At 43.2% G+C, this 19,207-nt stretch carries 14 protein-coding genes; 7 read left to right on the plus strand and 7 right to left on the minus strand.

Annotation, left to right across the window (positions count from 1 at the left end):
- Positions 1-293: 293 nt before the first annotated feature.
- Positions 294-1,211 (plus strand): DUF808 domain-containing protein, encoded by a 918-nt coding sequence (locus G561_RS0100910; protein ID WP_028857864.1) that lies wholly within the window; start codon positions 294-296, stop codon positions 1,209-1,211.
- A gap of 246 nt (positions 1,212-1,457) precedes the next feature.
- Here G561_RS0100910 and G561_RS0100915 read toward each other — a convergent pair whose 3' ends face one another.
- On the minus strand, positions 1,458-5,465 hold the full coding sequence (locus G561_RS0100915) for an Rne/Rng family ribonuclease (protein WP_028857865.1): 4,008 nt from the start codon (positions 5,463-5,465) through the stop codon (positions 1,458-1,460).
- A gap of 1,195 nt (positions 5,466-6,660) precedes the next feature.
- On the opposite strand from G561_RS0100915, the gene G561_RS0100920 reads away from it, so the two are divergent.
- The 4 genes from G561_RS0100920 (at position 6,661) to G561_RS0100935 (ending at position 10,289) form a co-directional block, all read left to right on the plus strand.
- Complete coding sequence (locus tag G561_RS0100920) at positions 6,661-7,755, plus strand: RluA family pseudouridine synthase (RefSeq protein ID WP_028857866.1); 1,095 nt, start codon at positions 6,661-6,663, stop codon at positions 7,753-7,755.
- 27 nt (positions 7,756-7,782) lie between these two features.
- Entirely contained in the window at positions 7,783-8,478 is a 696-nt protein-coding gene (locus tag G561_RS0100925) for an HAD-IA family hydrolase (RefSeq protein ID WP_028857867.1), read from the plus strand.
- Positions 8,479-8,651: 173 nt separating this feature from the next.
- Complete coding sequence (gene ubiA, locus G561_RS0100930; RefSeq protein WP_028857868.1) at positions 8,652-9,602, plus strand: 4-hydroxybenzoate octaprenyltransferase; 951 nt, start codon at positions 8,652-8,654, stop codon at positions 9,600-9,602.
- 150 nt (positions 9,603-9,752) lie between these two features.
- The gene (locus G561_RS0100935; protein ID WP_227674082.1) at positions 9,753-10,289 is read left to right on the plus strand and encodes a DUF4112 domain-containing protein; all 537 of its coding nucleotides are present in this window, start codon (positions 9,753-9,755) and stop codon (positions 10,287-10,289) included.
- Between the two features lie 70 nt (positions 10,290-10,359).
- Here the strand turns inward: G561_RS0100935 and G561_RS14895 are convergent, their stop codons facing one another.
- From G561_RS14895 to efp, 4 genes are all read right to left on the minus strand, one after another.
- Positions 10,360-11,007 (minus strand): hypothetical protein, encoded by a 648-nt coding sequence (locus tag G561_RS14895; protein ID WP_051584286.1) that lies wholly within the window; start codon positions 11,005-11,007, stop codon positions 10,360-10,362.
- Positions 11,008-11,324: 317 nt separating this feature from the next.
- A complete protein-coding gene (locus tag G561_RS0100945; protein WP_028857870.1) occupies positions 11,325-11,750 on the minus strand; it encodes a secondary thiamine-phosphate synthase enzyme YjbQ in 426 nt (141 codons plus the stop codon).
- Between the two features lie 83 nt (positions 11,751-11,833).
- Entirely contained in the window at positions 11,834-12,985 is a 1,152-nt protein-coding gene (locus G561_RS0100950) for a hypothetical protein (protein ID WP_028857871.1), read from the minus strand.
- Between the two features lie 198 nt (positions 12,986-13,183).
- Positions 13,184-13,759: an elongation factor P gene (gene efp, locus G561_RS0100955; RefSeq protein WP_028857872.1), complete on the minus strand. Its 576-nt coding sequence runs from the start codon at positions 13,757-13,759 to the stop codon at positions 13,184-13,186.
- Between the two features lie 57 nt (positions 13,760-13,816).
- Here efp and epmB point away from each other — a divergent pair, with 57 nt between their 5' ends.
- On the plus strand, positions 13,817-14,914 hold the full coding sequence (gene epmB / locus G561_RS0100960; protein ID WP_081794338.1) for an EF-P beta-lysylation protein EpmB: 1,098 nt from the start codon (positions 13,817-13,819) through the stop codon (positions 14,912-14,914).
- Between the two features lie 125 nt (positions 14,915-15,039).
- Positions 15,040-15,552 (plus strand): c-type cytochrome, encoded by a 513-nt coding sequence (locus tag G561_RS0100965; RefSeq protein WP_081794333.1) that lies wholly within the window; start codon positions 15,040-15,042, stop codon positions 15,550-15,552.
- Positions 15,553-15,574: 22 nt separating this feature from the next.
- Here the strand turns inward: G561_RS0100965 and G561_RS0100970 are convergent, their stop codons facing one another.
- Positions 15,575-16,168, minus strand: a complete 594-nt coding sequence (locus tag G561_RS0100970) for a M23 family metallopeptidase (protein ID WP_028857875.1) — start codon at positions 16,166-16,168, stop codon at positions 15,575-15,577.
- A gap of 163 nt (positions 16,169-16,331) precedes the next feature.
- Positions 16,332-19,109: an acyl-CoA dehydrogenase gene (locus G561_RS0100975; protein WP_028857876.1), complete on the minus strand. Its 2,778-nt coding sequence runs from the start codon at positions 19,107-19,109 to the stop codon at positions 16,332-16,334.
- Positions 19,110-19,207: the final 98 nt, after the last annotated feature.

Here is a 19,207-nt window from a genome sequence, read left to right on the forward strand (position 1 = left end):
GATGAACTTCTATAACGCTTAAAGCCAACAGTCATATACTCTCATCATCTTTAGGTAAGGTAGAGGCAATTGCAATAAACTCATAAAAAACTTGTTCTGCTTACAATCGTAATATGATTTTAGTTAAATTACGAGATAAACTAATGGCATTGATTAAATAAATACTAAATTTTATATCATAGTTGGTTTACTGTGACTGTTTTTAGCTGTAGTTTTAACTATTGTTTTATTAGCGACTATTATTCACATTTTGTGAGACAGTAATCTAAGTTACGAATAACTAAGGAGATTTTATGGCAGGTGGTAGTCTATTAATGTTACTCGATGATATTAGTTTGATTATGGACGATGTAGCAACTATGACCAAAGTCGCCGCCAAAAAAACGGTTGGGGTATTGGGTGATGATCTAGCGCTAAATGCTGAACAGGTAAGTGGGGTTAAGCCCAGTCGTGAGCTGCCTGTGGTTTGGGCAGTGGCTAAAGGCTCTTTTGTAAATAAATTAATCCTCGTACCTGCCGCACTTGTAATTAGTTTTTTCGTGCCCTGGCTTATTACGCCATTACTTATGGTCGGAGGCTTATTTTTATCTTTTGAAGGGGCTGAAAAAGTGGTTCATAAGTTTTGGCCAAGACTTTTGCCCGATGATGAAGAGCAGCAAGCACGGGTAGCGGCAAATGCTGATGAAAGCGTTGACCTAGTTGCAATGGAAAAAGAAAAGGTAAAAGGAGCGATCCGTACCGATTTTATCTTATCTGCTGAAATTGTGGTTATTAGTTTAGGTACCATGACTGCCGCAAGTTTGGTAGATAAAAGTTTAGCACTTTCAGTTATTGCAATTGCAGTTACTATTGGTATTTATGGCCTAGTTGGTTTTATTGTTAAAATTGATGACATAGGCCTGCATATGATGCGCAAGCCAGGAGCCAGTAATACTACTCAAAAAATAGGCCAGTTTTTGCTATCTGCCGCGCCTAAGTTAATGAAAGTATTAACTATCGTAGGTACGCTAGCGATGTTCTTAGTAGGCGGTGGTATTATTGTTCATGGTGTGAATAGCTTAGAACATGCAGTAGAAGACCTTGCTGACTTAACTGGAGTATTTGAAGGCTTGTCTGCGAACCTATTAAATGGGGTTATCGGTTTTGCTATTGGTTTGGTTGTTTTATTTATTGTCACGATGATCAAAAAGATGCGTTCAAACGCTCATTAACACAGAAGGGTTCAGTCAGACTAGTTAAGACTGAGCCTAATATTTAGCACTATGTAATCAGAATGCTTATTAAATGTCATGAGCTCAACCTAACCAACATAACTGAGCAATAGCACTTCAATAAAAGACAATATAAAAAAAGGCCACTTATATATAAGTGGCCTTTTTATTGTTATTAACATTTACTATTTGCCATAGAAAAATCATTTATAGCAAATAGTACTTTAAGCAACGGTTCTAAAACAATTAACTCTCATTATTACTATCAGAGGTATTATCTGCCTGAACCTGCTTCTTTTGCTCTTCTTTAGTCTTACGACTACGTGCTTTTGGCACTTTAGGTGAAGTCAGGTTTAGTAGACCAGTTTGGGGTAGAAGCTGCTCAGAGATGTTTTCAATCATGCTCTTATAAGTCTCAATGCTGGTCTTATTTGAAGCAGTAGCTGAACTATCTTGAGCTTCAGACTTTGCATCTTGCAATACCTCAGAGCTCTCGTCACCAACTTCATCTGCCTGTGGTTCATCGACTAGAGCTGTGGCAGGCTGCTCTAAGCCTTGAGCGACTTGCTGCTTAGGAGTGCCAGAAGTCAGTCTTTGAGCTGCAGAGATTAGCAGATCTGAAGGCTGACTCATGGCTTTTAAGAAAGCGGCCTCTGTCTGACCAGACTGAATAATATCTAGACCCTCTTGTCCTAGCACTTGGTTAACAAAACCACCAACATTTAACGTCAGTAGGCTTGCCATTGATGCCTTAGAGGTTGAGCTGTCAGTCTTCTGTACTGCTTCTACTGCAGTTTTAGCTTCTGGAGCGGGCTCCTGATCTGCTTTTGTAGTAGCAGCCTTAGCCTCAGCTATGACGGCAGACTCTACTTCTACTTCAGTAGTGCTATCGGCTGCTGGTGCAGTATAGTCCGGGTGTTGACCACGAGGGTCATTCGACGCACGGGCACCAATAGGAGTTGGCTCTACTTCTGTCTTGCCTTGCTCGACATTATGAGCAGCTACAGCAGAGGTCATCTGGGCGAAGCGCTCTAAATAGCTAGGAGACAATGACTGATAGCCATAGTTTACAAAGCTAAAGGCTTGAGCCACATTAGCGCTATTTTTCTTAGCCGTCTTACGTTTAGCAGCAGGCTTAGAGTGACCTCCTGAGGTTTCTTTGTGCGCATTTAGGGCAGCTAAGAAACAGGTGATAACCCCGTCTTTGGCCAAACGCATACTGGGCTGTGCCAGATGAGTATGAATAAACTGACCAACGGTACCAGTAATAGCAGCTGCTGGTGTCGCTTGAGCTTGCTCAGTGTCAGCTACTTCTTCGCTCTGCTTCATTAAAGAGGCTTTGATTAAGCGAGGATCATTGCTGGCTTGACCAAACTTCTGTGCTGCCACATAACGATCCGCAAACAATTCACTTGTGTCGAAGCTTAAGCTACTGTTATCGCTTTCAGTCTCATTTTCTTGAGCGGGTTTCGTTGCGACTGGTTTGGTTTTTTGCTTAGCCGTTTCGACTTTCTCTTTTGCCGGTTCTTCAGCCACTTTTTCAGCTTTAGCAGCCGCGGTATCATCGGCCTGTTTCGTTTCAGTTTTAGCTGCTTTTTCAGTGACTTCTGACTTAGCCGGCTTTTGCTCTTCAGCTTTAGTTTGCTGTGCTTCAGCTTTGCTTTGCTGCATTTCAGCTTGATCAGCTTTTCCAGGATCTGATTCAGCTTTGGCTGCTACTTCTACATTTTTCTCTGCAGCAGTTTTTGGCTGTGCTTTGGCGGCAGCTTTCTCATCTGACTTAGCAGAAGCTGTAGCATCAGTTTTATCTGATTTGTCAGATTTAGCCTCACTAGCTTGGTCGGCTTTTGTATCGTCCAATGAGATGTGAACCACTTCTGGTTTCTTCAGCGTTATTTCAGCTTCGGTTACTCTTAAGTTCACTTCATTAGGATCTACCTGACGCTCATTTTGTGAACGGGCGCCGTTTTTATCAGAGCCTTTGTTTTTGTCCTCTTGCTTTGCGCGCTGGTCTTGATTGCTGCTAGAAGACTTGCTGTGTGGTTGCTTGGTCTCACCACGCTCAATTGGACCACGTGATTCACGTTTGCTGTTAGGCTCACGTTTTGGCAGTTCTTTAGCGCTAGTATCACTCTGTTGACTCGGGACAGAAGGTTGAGCATCAGATTTGTCTGTCTGCTGAGTCGACTTTTTGTCGTCTTTTTCAGGTTGGCGACGACGGCTTTCTGACTTAGCTCGTTTGTCGTATTTGTTACGACTTCTACTACTGCGTGAGCGACGACGATCTTTGTCATTATCACTTTCTGTACTGCTATCATCTTTACTTTCGGTCTCAGTCTGTGTAGCCGGCTCAGTTGCCACAGTAGCAGACTCAGGAGTAGGAGCAACAGGAGTTGTACTTACTTGACCAAAAGCACCGCGGCTTTGAGCGCCGGTATTGACGATGGCTTCAATGGCTTGAGCCGCATCGGCACTGCTGACAGTGGCTGACATTTGCGCTTGTGGGGTTGGCGCAAATAGGTTGGATAACCAAGCCACAGCGGCAGGTTTGGCCTGTTCTACTTGGGCTTGTTTTTGAGTTGCTGGCGCTTGTGCAGGGGTGGCTACTGGCTCAGTTGCAGCAGGCTTGCTAGCTGCTCTTTTGGTTTGATCCGAGCTGGGCTGGCGTGGCTGACGAGTAGGCTGCTGCTCAGGACGTTCTGCTTCAGCAGTTTGCCAGTCTACTTCATAGCCTAGGTTACTAGACTCTTGTTGCTGAGTATCGGTCACACGCTCGTAGCTTGCTGGAGCAAAGCCATGATGGTTAAAGTGTAGATTGAAGTTAGGCGACTCTAGATGCGCGTGCGGCAAAATAGTGATGCGGGTACCACTGTCTTGCTCTAGGTACACTAAGCTTTCGCGCTTTTCGTTCAACAAGAATGCAGCGATATCGGTTGGTACTTCAGCTTGTACTTCACCATGACGTTCTTTTAGCGCCGTTTGCTCAATTTGACGCATAATTGACAGAGACAGTGAGCGTAGGTCACGAATCATGCCATTACCATGACAGCGAGGGCAGATGTAACCCGTTGACTCTTCTAGTGAAGGACGCAGACGTTGACGGCTCATTTCCATCAAGCCAAAGCGCGAAATCTCACCAAATTGAACACGCGCACGGTCGTATTTGGTGGCTTCAACCAAGCGTTTTTCTACGTCCTTTTGATGCTTGCTATCGTTCATATCAATGAAATCGATAACAATCAGGCCACCCATGTCACGCAGGCGTAATTGACGCGCAATCTCATCGGCCGCCTCTAAGTTAGTATGGTAGGCGGTCTCGGCAACGTCAGCACCTTTGGTAGATTTGGCGGAGTTAATATCGATAGAAACCAAGGCTTCTGTTTGGTCAATAACAATTGAACCACCAGAGGGTAGGCGCACTTCACGTTGATAAGCGGTCTCAATTTGGCGCTCAACGTTGAAGCTTGAGAACATAGGCTCAAAGTCGGTATATTTGCGTAGCTTGTCGATTTGAGTCGGCATAACCGCTTTTATAAAGGTTTCAGCTTCAATAAAAGCTTCTTCATTATCAATCCAGATTTCGCTAATATCATCACGCAGATAGTCGCGCACAGCACGAGTCACCACCCCAGCTTCTTGATGCACTAGGCGAGGTGAGGCGTATTTTTTGTTTTGATCTTGAATGGCATTCCAGATGTTCAGCAGATGGTTTAAATCGTGTTGCAAGTCTTCTTGAGTCTTGCCAATACCAGCAGTACGTACAATAACGCTCATGCCTTTTGGTAGATCTAAATTGCCCAGCATACGCTTCATGTCTTCGCGTAATTTGCCAGAGATCTGACGTGAGATACCGCCGCCTTTAGGGTTGTTTGGCATTAATACCAAATAGCGGCCAGCCAAAGATACATAAGTGGATAGGGCTGCGCCTTTATTACCGCGCTCTTCTTTTTCGACTTGAACGATAAGCTCATCGCCTTCTTTGATTAGCTTACGGATATTCTCTTCACGAGGGTTGCCTGATAGGTATTCGCTGGCGATTTCGCGTACAGGCAAGAAGCCTTGACGCTTTGAGCCATACTCGACAAAGACTGCTTCTAAAGAGGGCTCGACGCGGGTAACGTGACCTTTATAGATATTGGCTTTTTTTTGTTCGCGGGTACGGTTCTCAAGATCGAAGTCATAAAGATGGTTGCCTTTACATAAGGCAACACGAACTTCTTCGTTGTGAGTGGCGTTAATAAGTATGCGTTTCATTGCTGTGTCCTAGTTAGGTCATGACACACAATGGCTGATACTTAGAAGGTAAGCTTGAGCATGAAGAGAGCTGAAATGTAAGCTTTCTATTTTAATAACGCATTTTTCTGATAAAACAGTAAAGCTGACGCTATGTTATGAGTAAGCAGACCAAGGATAAGAGCTTGTAAGCAAACTTTGTTTAGGTATTATTTATTTAAGCGTTACGCAGGTAGCAGTTAGTTTTAGCCTCCCGCTGTATTTAAGTTTGCAGCTTGTGATGGCTCCCAAGATATATAAAGCTAAAGGGCTCTTGAAAGGCACAATTCTTACTTGATGTCTGTCATCAGTATTCGCTGCTTTTTTCAGCTTCAGTTAATTAGAAACTGTCCTACGTTAATGCTTAAGGTTGAAAGTAGTCATAATTAAGGCGTTTCGAGCTGAACTATTTAATGCTGATAAGGAGAGGTGTAAGGTCATCCTTATGTCATGCTGGTGTGACTCACTAACTTATATTGTCATTAGTAAAGGGTCAGTGACCAGAAAGATCGTCTGTCTTAATTATATAAACTTAATCAATTAAATTTAAAAATCCTAAAGTTTTATCTCATTATCAATTTAGAGCTCAATTCGACGGGGCGTACTTGGCAAATAACGGCTTTTTCATTATGACAAAAAGCAAAATCTATTGAGTGTTCCATTACAGTTATTTGACCGTCAATTGGCAGAATTTGGTCTTAAATATTCATGCTTATTACCAGTAATTCTAAGGGGTAGCTTAGATTTATTCTGGGTAAGTTGTAAATTTACACAGTTTGACTAGCGGCTACGTTAGGCACTGGGCTTTCAATAATTAGCAGTGGCTTTGGGCCAAAGCTATTATATTTCTAAGATATTAGAACATTGTGTACATGTTAAATTTACATGGGGTGTGGTGCCAAGTCGGCAAAAGGAAGTTGTAAGCTCCTAAACCACCTACCCAAAATCATTGTTTATAAAAATAACGTTGTGGGCTGACTTTATATTCTCTACAGAATACTTAACAAGATACTCATTGCTATACAGTTATGCTGTTGCAAATACAGATCAAATAATGGTGTCATCGAGTGAAATTACAAAAGGGCCATAAAAATAGGCGTTTATTCATAACAATACACGAGACACAAAGTCAACGTGTTAGACTATACCAAATCTTTTGCCAAACACCTAACAAAATATGTCAAAATCAAATCGAAATTACGAGAAAACTGCAGAAAAAATGAACCATAAAAACCCAAAAATAGAGCAAGACCTAGACGGTCTAATGGCCAGTGTTGGCGTTGAACCTACCCAAGTTAGACGTCATTCCACCAAGGCTCGACCCCAAAGTGCTGATGAAGATATCAAGGATTTTGGCCAAGTGAATCACCTTGAAGTGACCCGTAATCAACATGGACAAAGAATAGATAACTTTTTATTAGCGCGTCTAAAAGGCATGCCACGTGCGCATATTTACAAAATGATTCGCTCCGATGAAGTGCGTATCAATAACAAGCGCTGCAAACCTTATGACAATCTTGAGCGGGGTGATGTGGTGCGCATTGCTCCTGTGAGATTGGCCACTCGAAAGAAACCTGTCATTAGTGCCGACTTCGCTAACAGCTTACTTGAGCGTGTGGTGTTTGAAGATGAAGGGCTGATGGTGCTTAATAAGCCGTCAGGCATGGCGGTACATGGTGGTAGCGGATTAGATTTCGGTGTGATTGAGGCCATGCGTGAGGCGACCAATAAAAAGTACTTAGAGCTGGTACATCGCATTGATAAAGATACTTCAGGCTTGCTGATGATTGCCAAGAAGCGCTCAACACTGAAAGCTTTGCAAGAGCGTCTGCGCGAAAAGACCATCCAGAAGCATTATCTATGTATAGTCAAAGGGCAACCGGCATTAAATGATATCAGTATTGATGCGCCTTTATTACGCTACACCCTTGCTAGTGGTGAGCGCCGAGTGAAAGTAGATAAAGGCAATCCGGATGCCAAATCTAGTCAAACAAGCTGTAAAGTCCTAGCCCGCTTTGAGATTAATGGCGAGCCAGTTAGCTTAATAGAGGCCATGCCGCATACGGGACGTACCCATCAAATTCGCGTTCATTTGGCTTATTTAGGTCACCCCATTTTAGGAGACGATAAATACCATATTGATGACAAATCTGCTGTGCGCCGCTTGTGTTTGCATGCCTGGAAATTAGATGTGCCTGACTATGAGGAGATCAAGGCACCGCTACCTGAAGACATGCAGTCGCTGTTGCCTGCAGATTTTAAGTTAGATTAAGTCTGGCTATTGAAGGGTTGGAGTACTATGAGTGAAGTTGCCACTAATGCTGAGCATGACTTAAAGCAAAAGTCGCTGATTATCTTTGATTGGGACGGCACCTTGATGGATTCGATTGGCTTGATTGTAAAATCTATGCATGTTGCTGGCGAGGCCAATGGGTTTTATACCACTGATGAAGAGGTTAAATCTATCATTGGCTTAAGCCTTATCCGCGGGATACAGATTTTGTATCCACAAGCTACTACAGAGCAGCACTTGGCGATTCAGCAAAGTTATGCCGATTATTATATTTATAACAGCACCTTACCTAATCAGCCACATTCGCAGCTTTTCGATGGTATAGAAGCCATGCTGCAGCAGCTCAAAGCACAGAACAAACAGCTGGCAGTAGCGACCGGTAAAAAGCGGGCAGGACTTGATAGGGTCATGGATTACTCACAAAGCCGTCACTATTTTGTCAGTAGCCGCTGTGCGGATGAGTCTGGCTCTAAGCCAAACCCACAGATGCTACAAGATATCCTGCAAGAGACGGGTTATCAGGTGAGTGATGCAGTCTTTATTGGCGATAGTATCCATGATATACAAATGGCAAACCAATTAAACATGACCTCTATTGCCGTAAATTATGGGGCGGCTAATCCGCAAGTGCTTGCCGCAGAGAATCCGACCTATCAGGTGGACAGCCCCTCGCAGTTAATCGAGTTGTTAACAGCGGATTAAGCTTTATTAAATTTACTGTTTTGTAGGGAGCTGATCCTGGTTACGGCTCCCGATTTATTTTTTCACGAACTTTTATGTGGTTTTTTACGAACCTTTATAACTCACCCTTATAACACACCTTTATAATAGGCCGAACTGCTTCGGTATAACTGATTTAGCTTTGCTGACTTGCTATGACTCACTCTAATTTTAAAAATAAACTTCAAGCCTATATTCATTTGACCCGCTTTGATAAGCCTGTGGGCATTGAGCTATTGTTATGGCCCACGCTTTGGGCAGTGTTCTTAGCTGCTTTTGGCGACGCTTTAATTAAGGCGCCTGCTAAGGTAACCGCATTGCCTAGTGTGTTACCTTCTTGGTCGGTACTGCTAATTTTTGGGTTGGGGGCTATATTGATGCGGGCAGCGGGCTGTGCCATCAATGATTTTGCAGATAGAAAAGTGGATGGTTCGGTCAGCCGCACTAAAGGACGGCCATTAGCTGAGGGCAGACTGTCAGCAAAAGAGGCGATGGCTGCCTTTTTGGTTCTGTGTCTTATCAGTGCTAGCCTGTTATTTTGGCTACCAATTGAGGTCTTTTACTGGTCTATAGGGGCGGTAATACTGGCTTTTATTTATCCCTTTATGAAGCGATTTACCCATTTGCCTCAGGTTTTCTTGGCTGCCGCATTTGGTTGGGCTATCCCTATGGCTTATGTCGCTGTGCAAGGCTATCCAGATATCTGGTGCTGGCTGCTGTTTATTGCTTATATGTGCTGGACGGTGGCTTACGACACTCAGTATGCTATGGCTGATCGTGAGGATGATCTAAAAATTGGGGTTAAGTCCACAGCGATATTATTTGGGCGCTATGATGTACTGATTATCTCTTTATTACAGACGGCATTCTTGGCTCTCATGGGTGTGGTTTTTTATCATTATTTTTCAGACACAAGCCTAGGCTTAGTTCCTGTTTATGCCTTGGGATTAGTCGCTATTCTGTTTGCTCAGCAAAATAGAGCTTGTGCTACGCGTGTGCCTATGGCTTGTTTTAAAGCCTTTTTGGCCAATGTCTGGGTAGGACGCTATGTATTTTTAGTGGTGGCTTTAAGTAGTTTTTGGATAGAGTTTAACGGCCTAACTTAACTTTTTTATTTATGAGATACGCTCATGGCGAAACCTTTTAAAACCACGCCTTTTAAGACCGCTTTAGACGACAAAACTTCACTAGAAGCAAAGCAGAGGTTTGAACAGAATCTGCTAAAAGAAGGGCTTACTCGGCAACAAGTAATCGAAATGGAACGCAGCTTAGCCAAATTCGCCAATGCTATGGATTCTCTGGTGCGTATTCCTTTTACTAAGCAAGGGGTGGGAGCAGATGCTGCCTTATCCACAGTGCCTATTGCCGGTGATGTGGCAGGACTGCTCTTGACCAGCTACGCCTTTATGTTAGGAAGAAAGCTGGGGGTGCCGGCCAAAAAACTAACGCCTGCGGTTAGACTGGCCTTAATTGACTTAGTGGTAGGCGTGGTTCCGGTTGCAGGCCCGGTTATGGATATCTTTTTGCGGCCCAGTCGCAAAACCTTGGAGATTGTACGAGAGCATATGCAACTAGAATATGGGATACAAGAAACTGCCCATATTGACCGTCCTTTTATGCACCAATCTCTACAAAAAAAGCAGCAACAGTCAAAGTTTTGGCGAAACCCAGTAGTATCTTGGTTTTACTTACATGTGCCCGATATTCTAGGCCTAATTGTATTGGTTTTATTGGCGGTAGCAATCTGGACTTTAGGGGTTTGGTTTATCGGCTTATTCACCACTAACCCCTAGCTAGGACCTGTCAGTTTTAACCCCCAATTTTTTGATAAATAGGCTTTGACTACTGTACTTAAGCTTTAAGCTACTGCGGTTTAAGGATTTCAGATTCTGTATTGACCGCATCAAATTTAGATCTTTGATTTTCATAAAACAAATCAATGCTAGAGCCGCCACCATGAGTAACCAACTCAATAGAGCCATCTGTGGAACGGTAAGTGGGATTGTTACCTTGTCCGGTGGGGGCGGTTAGTAGTACACGCTTACCAGAGGGTAATCTTAAGTCTGCTTGTAAGGTAGCGGTAGCAGAAGTTTGGAAAGTCACATGGATACTTCGTCCCTTGCTGTCTTGGTACTCAACATCTGTGACCTGAATTTCTGAAGCAGGGGGCACCTCTTTTGAGCTGCTTGTCTCTAAACTGCTTGACGAGGGTTCTGTCTGCGCCGACTCTTGCAGCTCAGACGCTTGGATAGGGTCGACCTCACTAAGCTCTGTTGTATTTTCTGCAGTTTGTCCTTCTATCACTGTTACTGACTGAGCGTTATTAGGGTCATTATCTAAGCCCGTAATGCTGGATGTTTCAACAGCGTTTGAGGCTTCAGCGGCCTGTTTGTTGACCTCATCCTGAGAGTCACTTGAGGGTTGGCAGGCCGTTAAACCCACTAGTCCTCCAAGCAAAAGAGCAGGTAGTAGCATTTTTGGATTAGTGTTAACAAACAAGGAGTGAGCCATATTTTACCTCTTTTTATAAAACCAGACTATGAAACCAGACAAATTCATAAAATAAAATAAGTCTGCCAAACCAACTAAAACCCGATATCAGTAATTTTATTAATAGTCTTTCAAATTGATGTTGTTAGTATTGACAGTACTTTGTTTATTAGGGATAACGGATTATGGATAACTTTATAAGTGTTCCTAAAGTTAACCACAGCCTAGCGCTAGACACAATTAACCTGGTTTAAGATGTGTATGAGTTATTTAGCTGTTTCTGTCTGAGTGTAGGCAAGAAGCTTGTTTTGTTAGGTTGTTTGGTTGTAGATATAGGTTTATATATTGACAGTTAACACCAAGCGGCGACCACCCGCATGATTGCGGTGCTCACACAAATAGATACCTTGCCAAGTGCCCAATCCGAGCTGACCGTCGATCAAAGGGATATTAAGGCTAACACCGAGCATCATGCTCTTAAAGTGTGCCGGTAGATCATCTGGTCCCTCTAATGTATGACGATATTGCGGCTGGTCCGCGGGGGCAATTTGATTTAACCAATCCTCTGTGTCTAGGCGAACATCGGGATCTGCATTTTCATTCAGGGTTAAACTGGCGGAAGTGTGCTGTAAAAATAAATTTACCATTCCTGCCTTTGCGCCCTGTGGCAGAAGTTCATTGAGCGCTTGCCGTATATGAGGGGTAATAATATGGATGCCACGAGCATAGGCAGGGAGGATTAAGGTAGTTTGATAAAAGGCCATAAGTAACCCCTGTAATAAATAATATGTGGTCTAAAAAAATTAGCCTAAAAATATTTTACAAAAAATATCAAGCTACTAAGACCTTATAATTTAAAAAAACCACTGTCTAATAAGTACTGTGCTTGAGAAAGTTTACTTTTTACGGTGCTGTTTACAGACTGGAGAGTATCTGCCGAAGTCGTTCCGCTTTGATACTGCTGGTTTGCTGCTTTCTCCAGTCGATCTAGACAGTCGTCTATTAGCTGCTGAACTCGAGCAATTTTTTGTTGTAATAAGGCTTGCTGGTGTGAAGAGATAACAGTTGTGGGCTCGTTTTTTTCCGTAGCACTACCGGTATTGGTCTGTACAGTACTACGCAATAGACTGGGTAGGGCCTTAGTCAATATCTGATCAAAGGCAGAGAGGTTTACCGCACTGGATAACAAAGCTTCACTATAGGCTATGGTACTCTCTGCAGCGAGGGTTAGCTGTCCCAATTGCATTATCAATTCTGTGCCAAAGTAATCGGCATGGTCTGCCAAAGATATTTCACTAGGGGCTATTAAGTCACAGTCGGCAAGGTAGTTGTGACCAAGCTCAGCCAATAATTCTGAGGTGGGTAGCTGCTTGAGCTCACTAAGCTCCATCTCAGGGGCTTTTAGATTGTGTAAGCTATCATTGCTCTGTGCTTCAGGGTGAAACTCACCATATACTGATTGCAAATAGCTACGGTTGGCTAAGATATTGCTAGCTACCTGCTGTTGCCCATCAGTTTGGACCCGCTGCATAAACTCAAGCATTGAAGTAAGTTGGCCATAGGTAATGTCTTGGCTGGTCAAATTATTCTGACTGTCTATAATGGTATTTTCAGCATAGTCTGAGTCTAAAGCTAGATAATCATCGATAATCTCACCGAGTCGAGAGCCGGCCAGCTTATCCACCGTAAAACGCTGGTCTGGGGCTAGTTTTACTGTTATGAGTGCCAGATACTGGCTGTGAATCTTACCCAGTAGCTGACGAAAGCTAATGGGCAGAGCAGGGTGGTTTCGGTATTGGTCGATATTATTAGCGATTTGTAGCTGCTCTACCGAAGCTTGGGCTGTCTGCTGATTTTTAGTCGTGCTATTATTGCCCAGATACTTAGGAGTGGGCTGACTATTACCTAGAAGCTTTTGTTTTGAGCGGCCACTGATGACAAATACCGTAGGCACAATAACAATTAGGCTTAAGATTAGGAGTAGTAGCGGATAGGACATAACAAGGATAACTTCTTTAAGTGGCTGTTTATGTGGCTGGGATAATAGCATTGAATTCAATGGCTAAAAAAATAGCCAGACTCGCAAGCTTTATTCTACCGCTACTGAATGTATAATAGTGATCCAGAGTAAGGCAGATAAAGCTTTTGAGACTGGCTAACGGTACTAAAGCCCTTACAGGGAATTAGTGGCCTATAATTACTGGCTTACGCGAGTTTGGTAATCACCAGTGCGTGTATCAACACGTACAATTTCGTTTTGCTGAACGAATAAAGGTACACGAACCACAGCCCCAGTTTCTAGACGAGCAGGTTTACCACCACCGCCTGAAGTATCACCACGTACGCCTGGATCTGTTTCAACAATCTCTAGCTCTACGAAGTTTGGTGCGGTTACTGATAAGGGCACACCGTTGAATAAAGTGATGGTACATAAATCGTTACCATTTTCTTTTAACCATTGCTTAGCATCGACCATTGCATTAGCATCAGCTTGTAATTGCTCAAAGGTCTCAGGGTGCATGAAATGCCAAAACTCACCATCGTTATATAGGTAGTTCATTTCGGTATCAACAACATCCGCAGCTTCCAAGCTTTCCCCTGATTTGAAGGTTTGCTCTAGTACTTTACCAGTACGCAAATTACGTAGTTTGACACGGTTAAAAGCCTGGCCTTTACCTGGCTTAACAAATTCGTTTTCGATAATGGCACAAGGATGGCCATCAAACATAACTTTTAGACCGGCTTTAAATTCGTTAGTTGAAAAACTTGCCACAATATTGCTCCTGATACATTTCAAATTAATGACAAAAAATCAAATATGTTGAGTCCCATGATAAACCATTTACCCAAACAAAAAAACAGGCAAATCCCTATTACACCAATAGTTACTGGCTCATCTGAGATTAACTCGAAGGAGAATTCTAAAGGTGGGGACAGTAATGAGGTTATAACTTGGCAAACACAAGTAGCAGATGTTATTACAGATATCGATCAGTTGCTAGTTATTTTGGAATTAACTCACATAAAGTCTGAGCTTTATATTCCTGAAGGCTTTGGTTTAAGGGTGCCTAGAGGCTTTGTTGCCAAGATGAAAAAGGGCGATGCTAATGACCCTTTATTACTTCAAGTATTACCCAATAAGCTGGAACAAGTCAAGGTTAGTGGCTATGTTGCTGACCCTTTAGCAGAAAATGAGCAAAATCCTACTCAAGGCTTATTACATAAATATCACTCTCGCGTCTTAGTGACAGTCACCGGTGCTTGCGCCATTCATTGCCGATATTGCTTTAGACAACACTTTGATTATCAAGCTAATTTACCAAAATCAGAACAACTTGATGTTATTAAGGCGTATATTAGTCAGCATCCTGAAGTTCGTGAAGTGCTGCTTAGTGGGGGGGACCCCTTAAGCGTTTCAAATCGACGGTTGTTTTTGTGGTTGGAGGCTTTAGAAGCTTTGCCTCAAATTAGCACCATTCGAATTCATACCCGTTTGCCTATTGTCATTCCTGAGAGATTAGACCCAGAGCTTCTATCGCGTTTGGAAGCCAGTCGCTGTCGTATTGTCATGGTGGTGCATACCAATCATGCCAATGAGATAGATGAAAATACCGCTCAGTACTTACTGCAAGCCAAACAAAAAGGCATAACTTTACTGAATCAAACGGTATTGCTGGCAGGTATAAATGATAGCGTGGCTGTCCAAGTTGCGCTTAATGAACGGCTGTTTGCAGCAGGGGTATTGCCTTATTATTTGCATCTATTGGATAAAGTAGAAGGGGCAGCCCATTTCGATATGGCCAAGCAGCAGGCGGTTGAGTTGTATTGGCAAATGCTAGAGCAGCTTCCAGGCTATTTAGTGCCAAAACTGGTGCAGGAGTTACCCAATAGACCCTTTAAGACCCCAGTTGATTTGTATCAGCACTAGATGGGAGATTAACAATTAATAGCTGGCTCTTAGCGCTTGATATGAAGACTGGGAGCCTAATATTTAATACTTACAATAATAATTTACCTGCAATTATAACCTCTATCTGAAAAAGTGAGTTGATAATGTTGAATTTTAATGGTGCAAAGATAAATGCTCCAAGCACGATTATTGCTACTTGTTTTGGCAAAAAACTAACTGGGCTGCTGTTGATATCGTTTTTAGCCGCGTTAAGTAGTGGCTGCACGCCGACCCCACCTGATCACCGAGCGCAGGTTACGGCTCCAATATATGAAGCGGGTGATGCCAGAAATGGGGAAAAGTTATATGAAGAGCTGTGTAGTCAATGCCATACTTTAAGGCCAGGCAGTAATAAAAAAGGCCCGCAGCTGGTTGGGGTATATATGGCGCCCTCAGCACAGCTGAAGGATTATAAATATAGTGAAGCTATGGAGCAGGCAAATTGGGTATGGGACGCCGATACCTTAGATTCTTATATTAAGGATCCAGAAGCGGTGCTAGCAGAAACAAAAATGTTGTCAGATCCAATTCCGAGTGCTGAAGACAGACAAGATATTATTGCGTATTTATCCACTCTAGGTCGTGATGCCCCACCTGTAGCTGAAGAAGAAAAATAAATAACAGTTGAGTTCTAAATAATTATTTCGCTAACAAAGGGTAGGGGTTGACTGCACCTGATTGGGTGTAAATGCCATAGTGTACATGAGGCGGGGTACCTTGGGCATTACCGCTGTCACCCACATAACCAATGATATCGCCAGCTTCGATCCAGTCCCCAGGCCTAATATCCGCAAAGTCTTGCAGATGAGCATAATAGTGGCTGACCCCGCCCGGGCCCAATACAGTCACTACATTGCCCCCTAACGAATTGTTACCGACTTTGCGGACTATACCTGGGGTGGTGCTATAAATAGGCGTATGGCGTGCAGCAAAAATATCTATCCCTTCATGACTGCGACCGCCACTTCTAGCCGCTCCCCAAGTATCCGTTAAATGTGCCCCTTTAATAGGGTTAGGCAAGCTATTGGGCGCAGGCGGCGCTTGCTGTATAAGCTTACTATATTTGATAGAGCTGGTGACATATCGTGTCAACTCTTGGCGAATATCGGCAGAATATAGATAGGCCAGATAGCCTACGCTCAGCAGTAGAGTTACTTTTATTAAGCGGGTAAAAAATCTGACAAAGCTATTGGGCTGTGACGGTTTTTTTGGATTGAAAGAAGGGGTGGGCATAAGCAGCAATCACCGTTAATGTCTAATATCATAAGGTTTCATATAAGGGTTAGGTTGGCCGATAACTTTGAGTAATAACAGAACTGACTATACAGCTGACTATAAATGAAAAAAAGACCGTGCCCTGAGCGACGGTCTTTTTTTTGACTTGATAATATAACAGCTATTTATTGTGACGGTGGCTATCAGCATGGTTTTGAGCCATACGTTGCTCTAAGGTTAGCTCAGCATCGCGAACACGAGGGTCGTCCTCATGAGCTTCGTCGAAATCAGTTTGGTCAACCTGCTCATCTACAGTCTGCTGTTCAGAAGCAGTCTTTACCTCACCTTCTGGTTGATAACCATGGGCGCTGTTGCTATCCCCTGTGTCTTCTGCTAACTCGGACTGCTCATTAGTTGAAGCACTAGAAGGGTTTTCAATCTCTTCAATCACATAAGGAGTTAAGTTACCGACTGCATTTTCTAGGGTATGTGGATTCTCGCGAGGTAGCGCATGAATCAAGTTTTCATCAAACACGTCGGTTAGTAGCGAATCAAAGCGAACCGCATTGTACTCAATAAGCTGCTCTGACTCAGCCTCAGTAATTACCCCATCTTTTAAAGCGGTTAATACATGATCTTCAAAGGTTAATCCTACGAACTTACCTTTATGTTCAGCTTTCTTGAACTTCTGCCATAAAGGTTCAACCTGTAGTAGCATTTGATAAGCGTTTTCCATGCGGCCAGTATTGTCTTCAGGATCAGTGGTGTAGTACACCATTGACTTCAACTGTTCACGGAATGGGTTATCCTCACCGTCAGCCATGATTAGATCACCCACTTGACGTTTTAGCTCATCACTAGGCTTCTCAGTAAAGTCACCGCCTGGGAAACAAACCAGTTTTACTAGACTTGCAGCCATGCGGTTAGGGAAGTTGTCATAGATTTCAAAGAAGGCTTCTTGAATTAAATACAAAGACTTCTCTAATGCCAAACGAGCATGTAAACGCTCAGACTCAGACTGGTTGCCTTGGGCATAAAATCTTAAAATAGCGGTCATGATAAATAAATGAGCGTGGATATCCGCTAAGCGCCCTGACAGCATTTCTCTACGTTTTAGGTCCCCAGCCAAGATACCCAATGCCATATCTGCGGTTAACGCAAAATTGGCACTTAAACGGTTGATCTTTTTGTAGTAAGGACGGGTAAAGCTATCAGCAAAACTAGGCAATTTGCCACTACCACCAAAATAGCCTGCTACAAAAGATTTTGCAGCTCTATTAAAGGTATAACCTAGATGCTTGAAGAACATATCATCAAACTTACGTTTGGCTTCTTTTTTATCTTCACTTTGAAGCAGTTGTAACTCTTCAAATAAGTAAGGGTGACAACGCATCGCTCCTTGGCCAAATATCATCAGTGAACGGGTCAGTATGTTCGCCCCTTCTACTGTGATAGAGACAGGAATGGCCTGATAAGGTAGGGCTAAGAAGTTACGGGGACCTAGCTGAATAGCACGACCACCCACAATATCCATGCCGTCATTCACTAAGTCGCGCATGGTTTCCGTGGCGTAGTACTTGGCCATTGCAGTCATTACAGAAGGGGTGCCGCCTTCATTTAGGCCACAAGTCACTAAATGACGGAAAGCTTCCAACATATAGGTGCTACTAGCTATGTTACTGCTGGCTTCTTGTACCCCTTCAAATTTACCAACCGGTATCTTGAACTGTTCACGTACTTTGGCAAAAGCACCCACAGTTAGATAAGTCATATCACCAGCTGAAGTAGATAGGGCAGGCAAGGAGATACCACGACCTACAGCCAGACATTCCATAAGCATCCGCCAACCTTTACCAGCGTTTTCGATACCACCGATGATAAAGTCTAGGGGAATAAAGACATCTTTACCCACTACGGTCCCGTTCATAAAGGGTGAACCAGGGTTGTGGCGCTCACCGGTATGAACCCCTTCATAGTCAGCAGGGATTAGCGCACAAGTGATGCCATAGTCAGTCTTATCTTTATCGCCCAATAAGCCTTCTGGATCATGTAGTTTAAACGCAAGACCAACGACTGTGGCAATGGGTGCCAAAGTAATCCAGCGCTTAGAGAAGTTCATGTTTAGGCCTAGTACCTTGCGGCCTTCATACATGCCGTAGCAGACCACCCCTGTGTCAGGAATAGCGCCAGCATCTGAACCAGCTTCTGGACCCGTTAAGCCAAAGCAAGGAATTTCGGTACCTTTGGCCAGGCCTGGTAGCCAACGCTGTTTTTGTTCTTCGGTACCATAGTGCATTAATAACTCACCTGGACCTAGGGAGTTTGGTACCATACAGCTGACAGCAGCGGTTAAACTTCTCGACGCAATCTTACTCATGATACGGCTTTGAGCATAGGGAGTAAACTCACGTCCTCCGTAGCTTTCAGGAATGATTAATCCCAAAAATCCGTTGTCTTTTATGTATTGCCAAGCTTCAGGAGATAAGTCTTTGTCATGATGATGAATTTGCCATTCATCTAACATCGCACAAAGCGTTTCCACTTCATTATCAATAAATGATTGCTCTTTCTCTGACAAAGTCGGATAGGTGTAGCTGGAAAACTTATCCCAGTCTGGGGCTCCCATAAACAGCTCTTTTTCCCACCAACTGGTACCGGCGTCTAGGGCTTCACGCTCAGTATCACTCATGCTAGGCATAGCGCCCGCTAGCATTTTATAGGCGGAATCACTAATCATAGACTTGCGTAGTGGGGTAATTAATACCAGTAGACTGCCTATAATTAAGGGGACACCAAGCAGCAGCGACCAGGGTGCGATAAATCCGGCGACAACCGCAATAATGATTAGTAATGCAGCACCGACAGTACGGCTTAAGCCATATAAAAAAACCAATAATAAAGCAAACAGCTGCAATAGTATGGCGAGGATAAAAAAGCCAACTAAGGTTAAAGTAGTCATAGTTTGCACCCTAAAAAATTAAAATAAATTAAAAGTTAAAATTAGAAGCTTGTATTTTATTATTTGCACTTCTTTATAAATACAATTGCTTTAGTTTA

This window comes from Psychrobacter phenylpyruvicus DSM 7000 = NBRC 102152, from assembly GCF_000685805.1.
GTDB classification, from domain to species: Bacteria; Pseudomonadota; Gammaproteobacteria; order Pseudomonadales; family Moraxellaceae; genus Psychrobacter; species Psychrobacter phenylpyruvicus.

Excerpts from the sequence above, each read along its gene's own strand:
- G561_RS0100910 (WP_028857864.1), top strand. The coding sequence starts at position 294 with ATGGCAGGTGGTAGTCTATTAATGTTACTCGATGATATTAGTTTGATT.
- G561_RS0100915 (WP_028857865.1), bottom strand. The coding sequence starts at position 5,465 with ATGAAACGCATACTTATTAACGCCACTCACAACGAAGAAGTTCGTGTT.
- G561_RS0100920 (WP_028857866.1), top strand. The coding sequence starts at position 6,661 with ATGTCAAAATCAAATCGAAATTACGAGAAAACTGCAGAAAAAATGAAC.
- G561_RS0100925 (WP_028857867.1), top strand. The coding sequence starts at position 7,783 with ATGAGTGAAGTTGCCACTAATGCTGAGCATGACTTAAAGCAAAAGTCG.
- ubiA (WP_028857868.1), top strand. The coding sequence starts at position 8,652 with ATGACTCACTCTAATTTTAAAAATAAACTTCAAGCCTATATTCATTTG.
- G561_RS0100935 (WP_227674082.1), top strand. The coding sequence starts at position 9,753 with ATGGAACGCAGCTTAGCCAAATTCGCCAATGCTATGGATTCTCTGGTG.
- G561_RS14895 (WP_051584286.1), bottom strand. The coding sequence starts at position 11,007 with ATGGCTCACTCCTTGTTTGTTAACACTAATCCAAAAATGCTACTACCT.
- G561_RS0100945 (WP_028857870.1), bottom strand. The coding sequence starts at position 11,750 with ATGGCCTTTTATCAAACTACCTTAATCCTCCCTGCCTATGCTCGTGGC.
- G561_RS0100950 (WP_028857871.1), bottom strand. The coding sequence starts at position 12,985 with ATGTCCTATCCGCTACTACTCCTAATCTTAAGCCTAATTGTTATTGTG.
- epmB (WP_081794338.1), top strand. The coding sequence starts at position 13,817 with ATGATAAACCATTTACCCAAACAAAAAAACAGGCAAATCCCTATTACA.
- G561_RS0100965 (WP_081794333.1), top strand. The coding sequence starts at position 15,040 with ATGTTGAATTTTAATGGTGCAAAGATAAATGCTCCAAGCACGATTATT.
- G561_RS0100970 (WP_028857875.1), bottom strand. The coding sequence starts at position 16,168 with ATGCCCACCCCTTCTTTCAATCCAAAAAAACCGTCACAGCCCAATAGC.
- G561_RS0100975 (WP_028857876.1), bottom strand. The coding sequence starts at position 19,109 with ATGACTACTTTAACCTTAGTTGGCTTTTTTATCCTCGCCATACTATTG.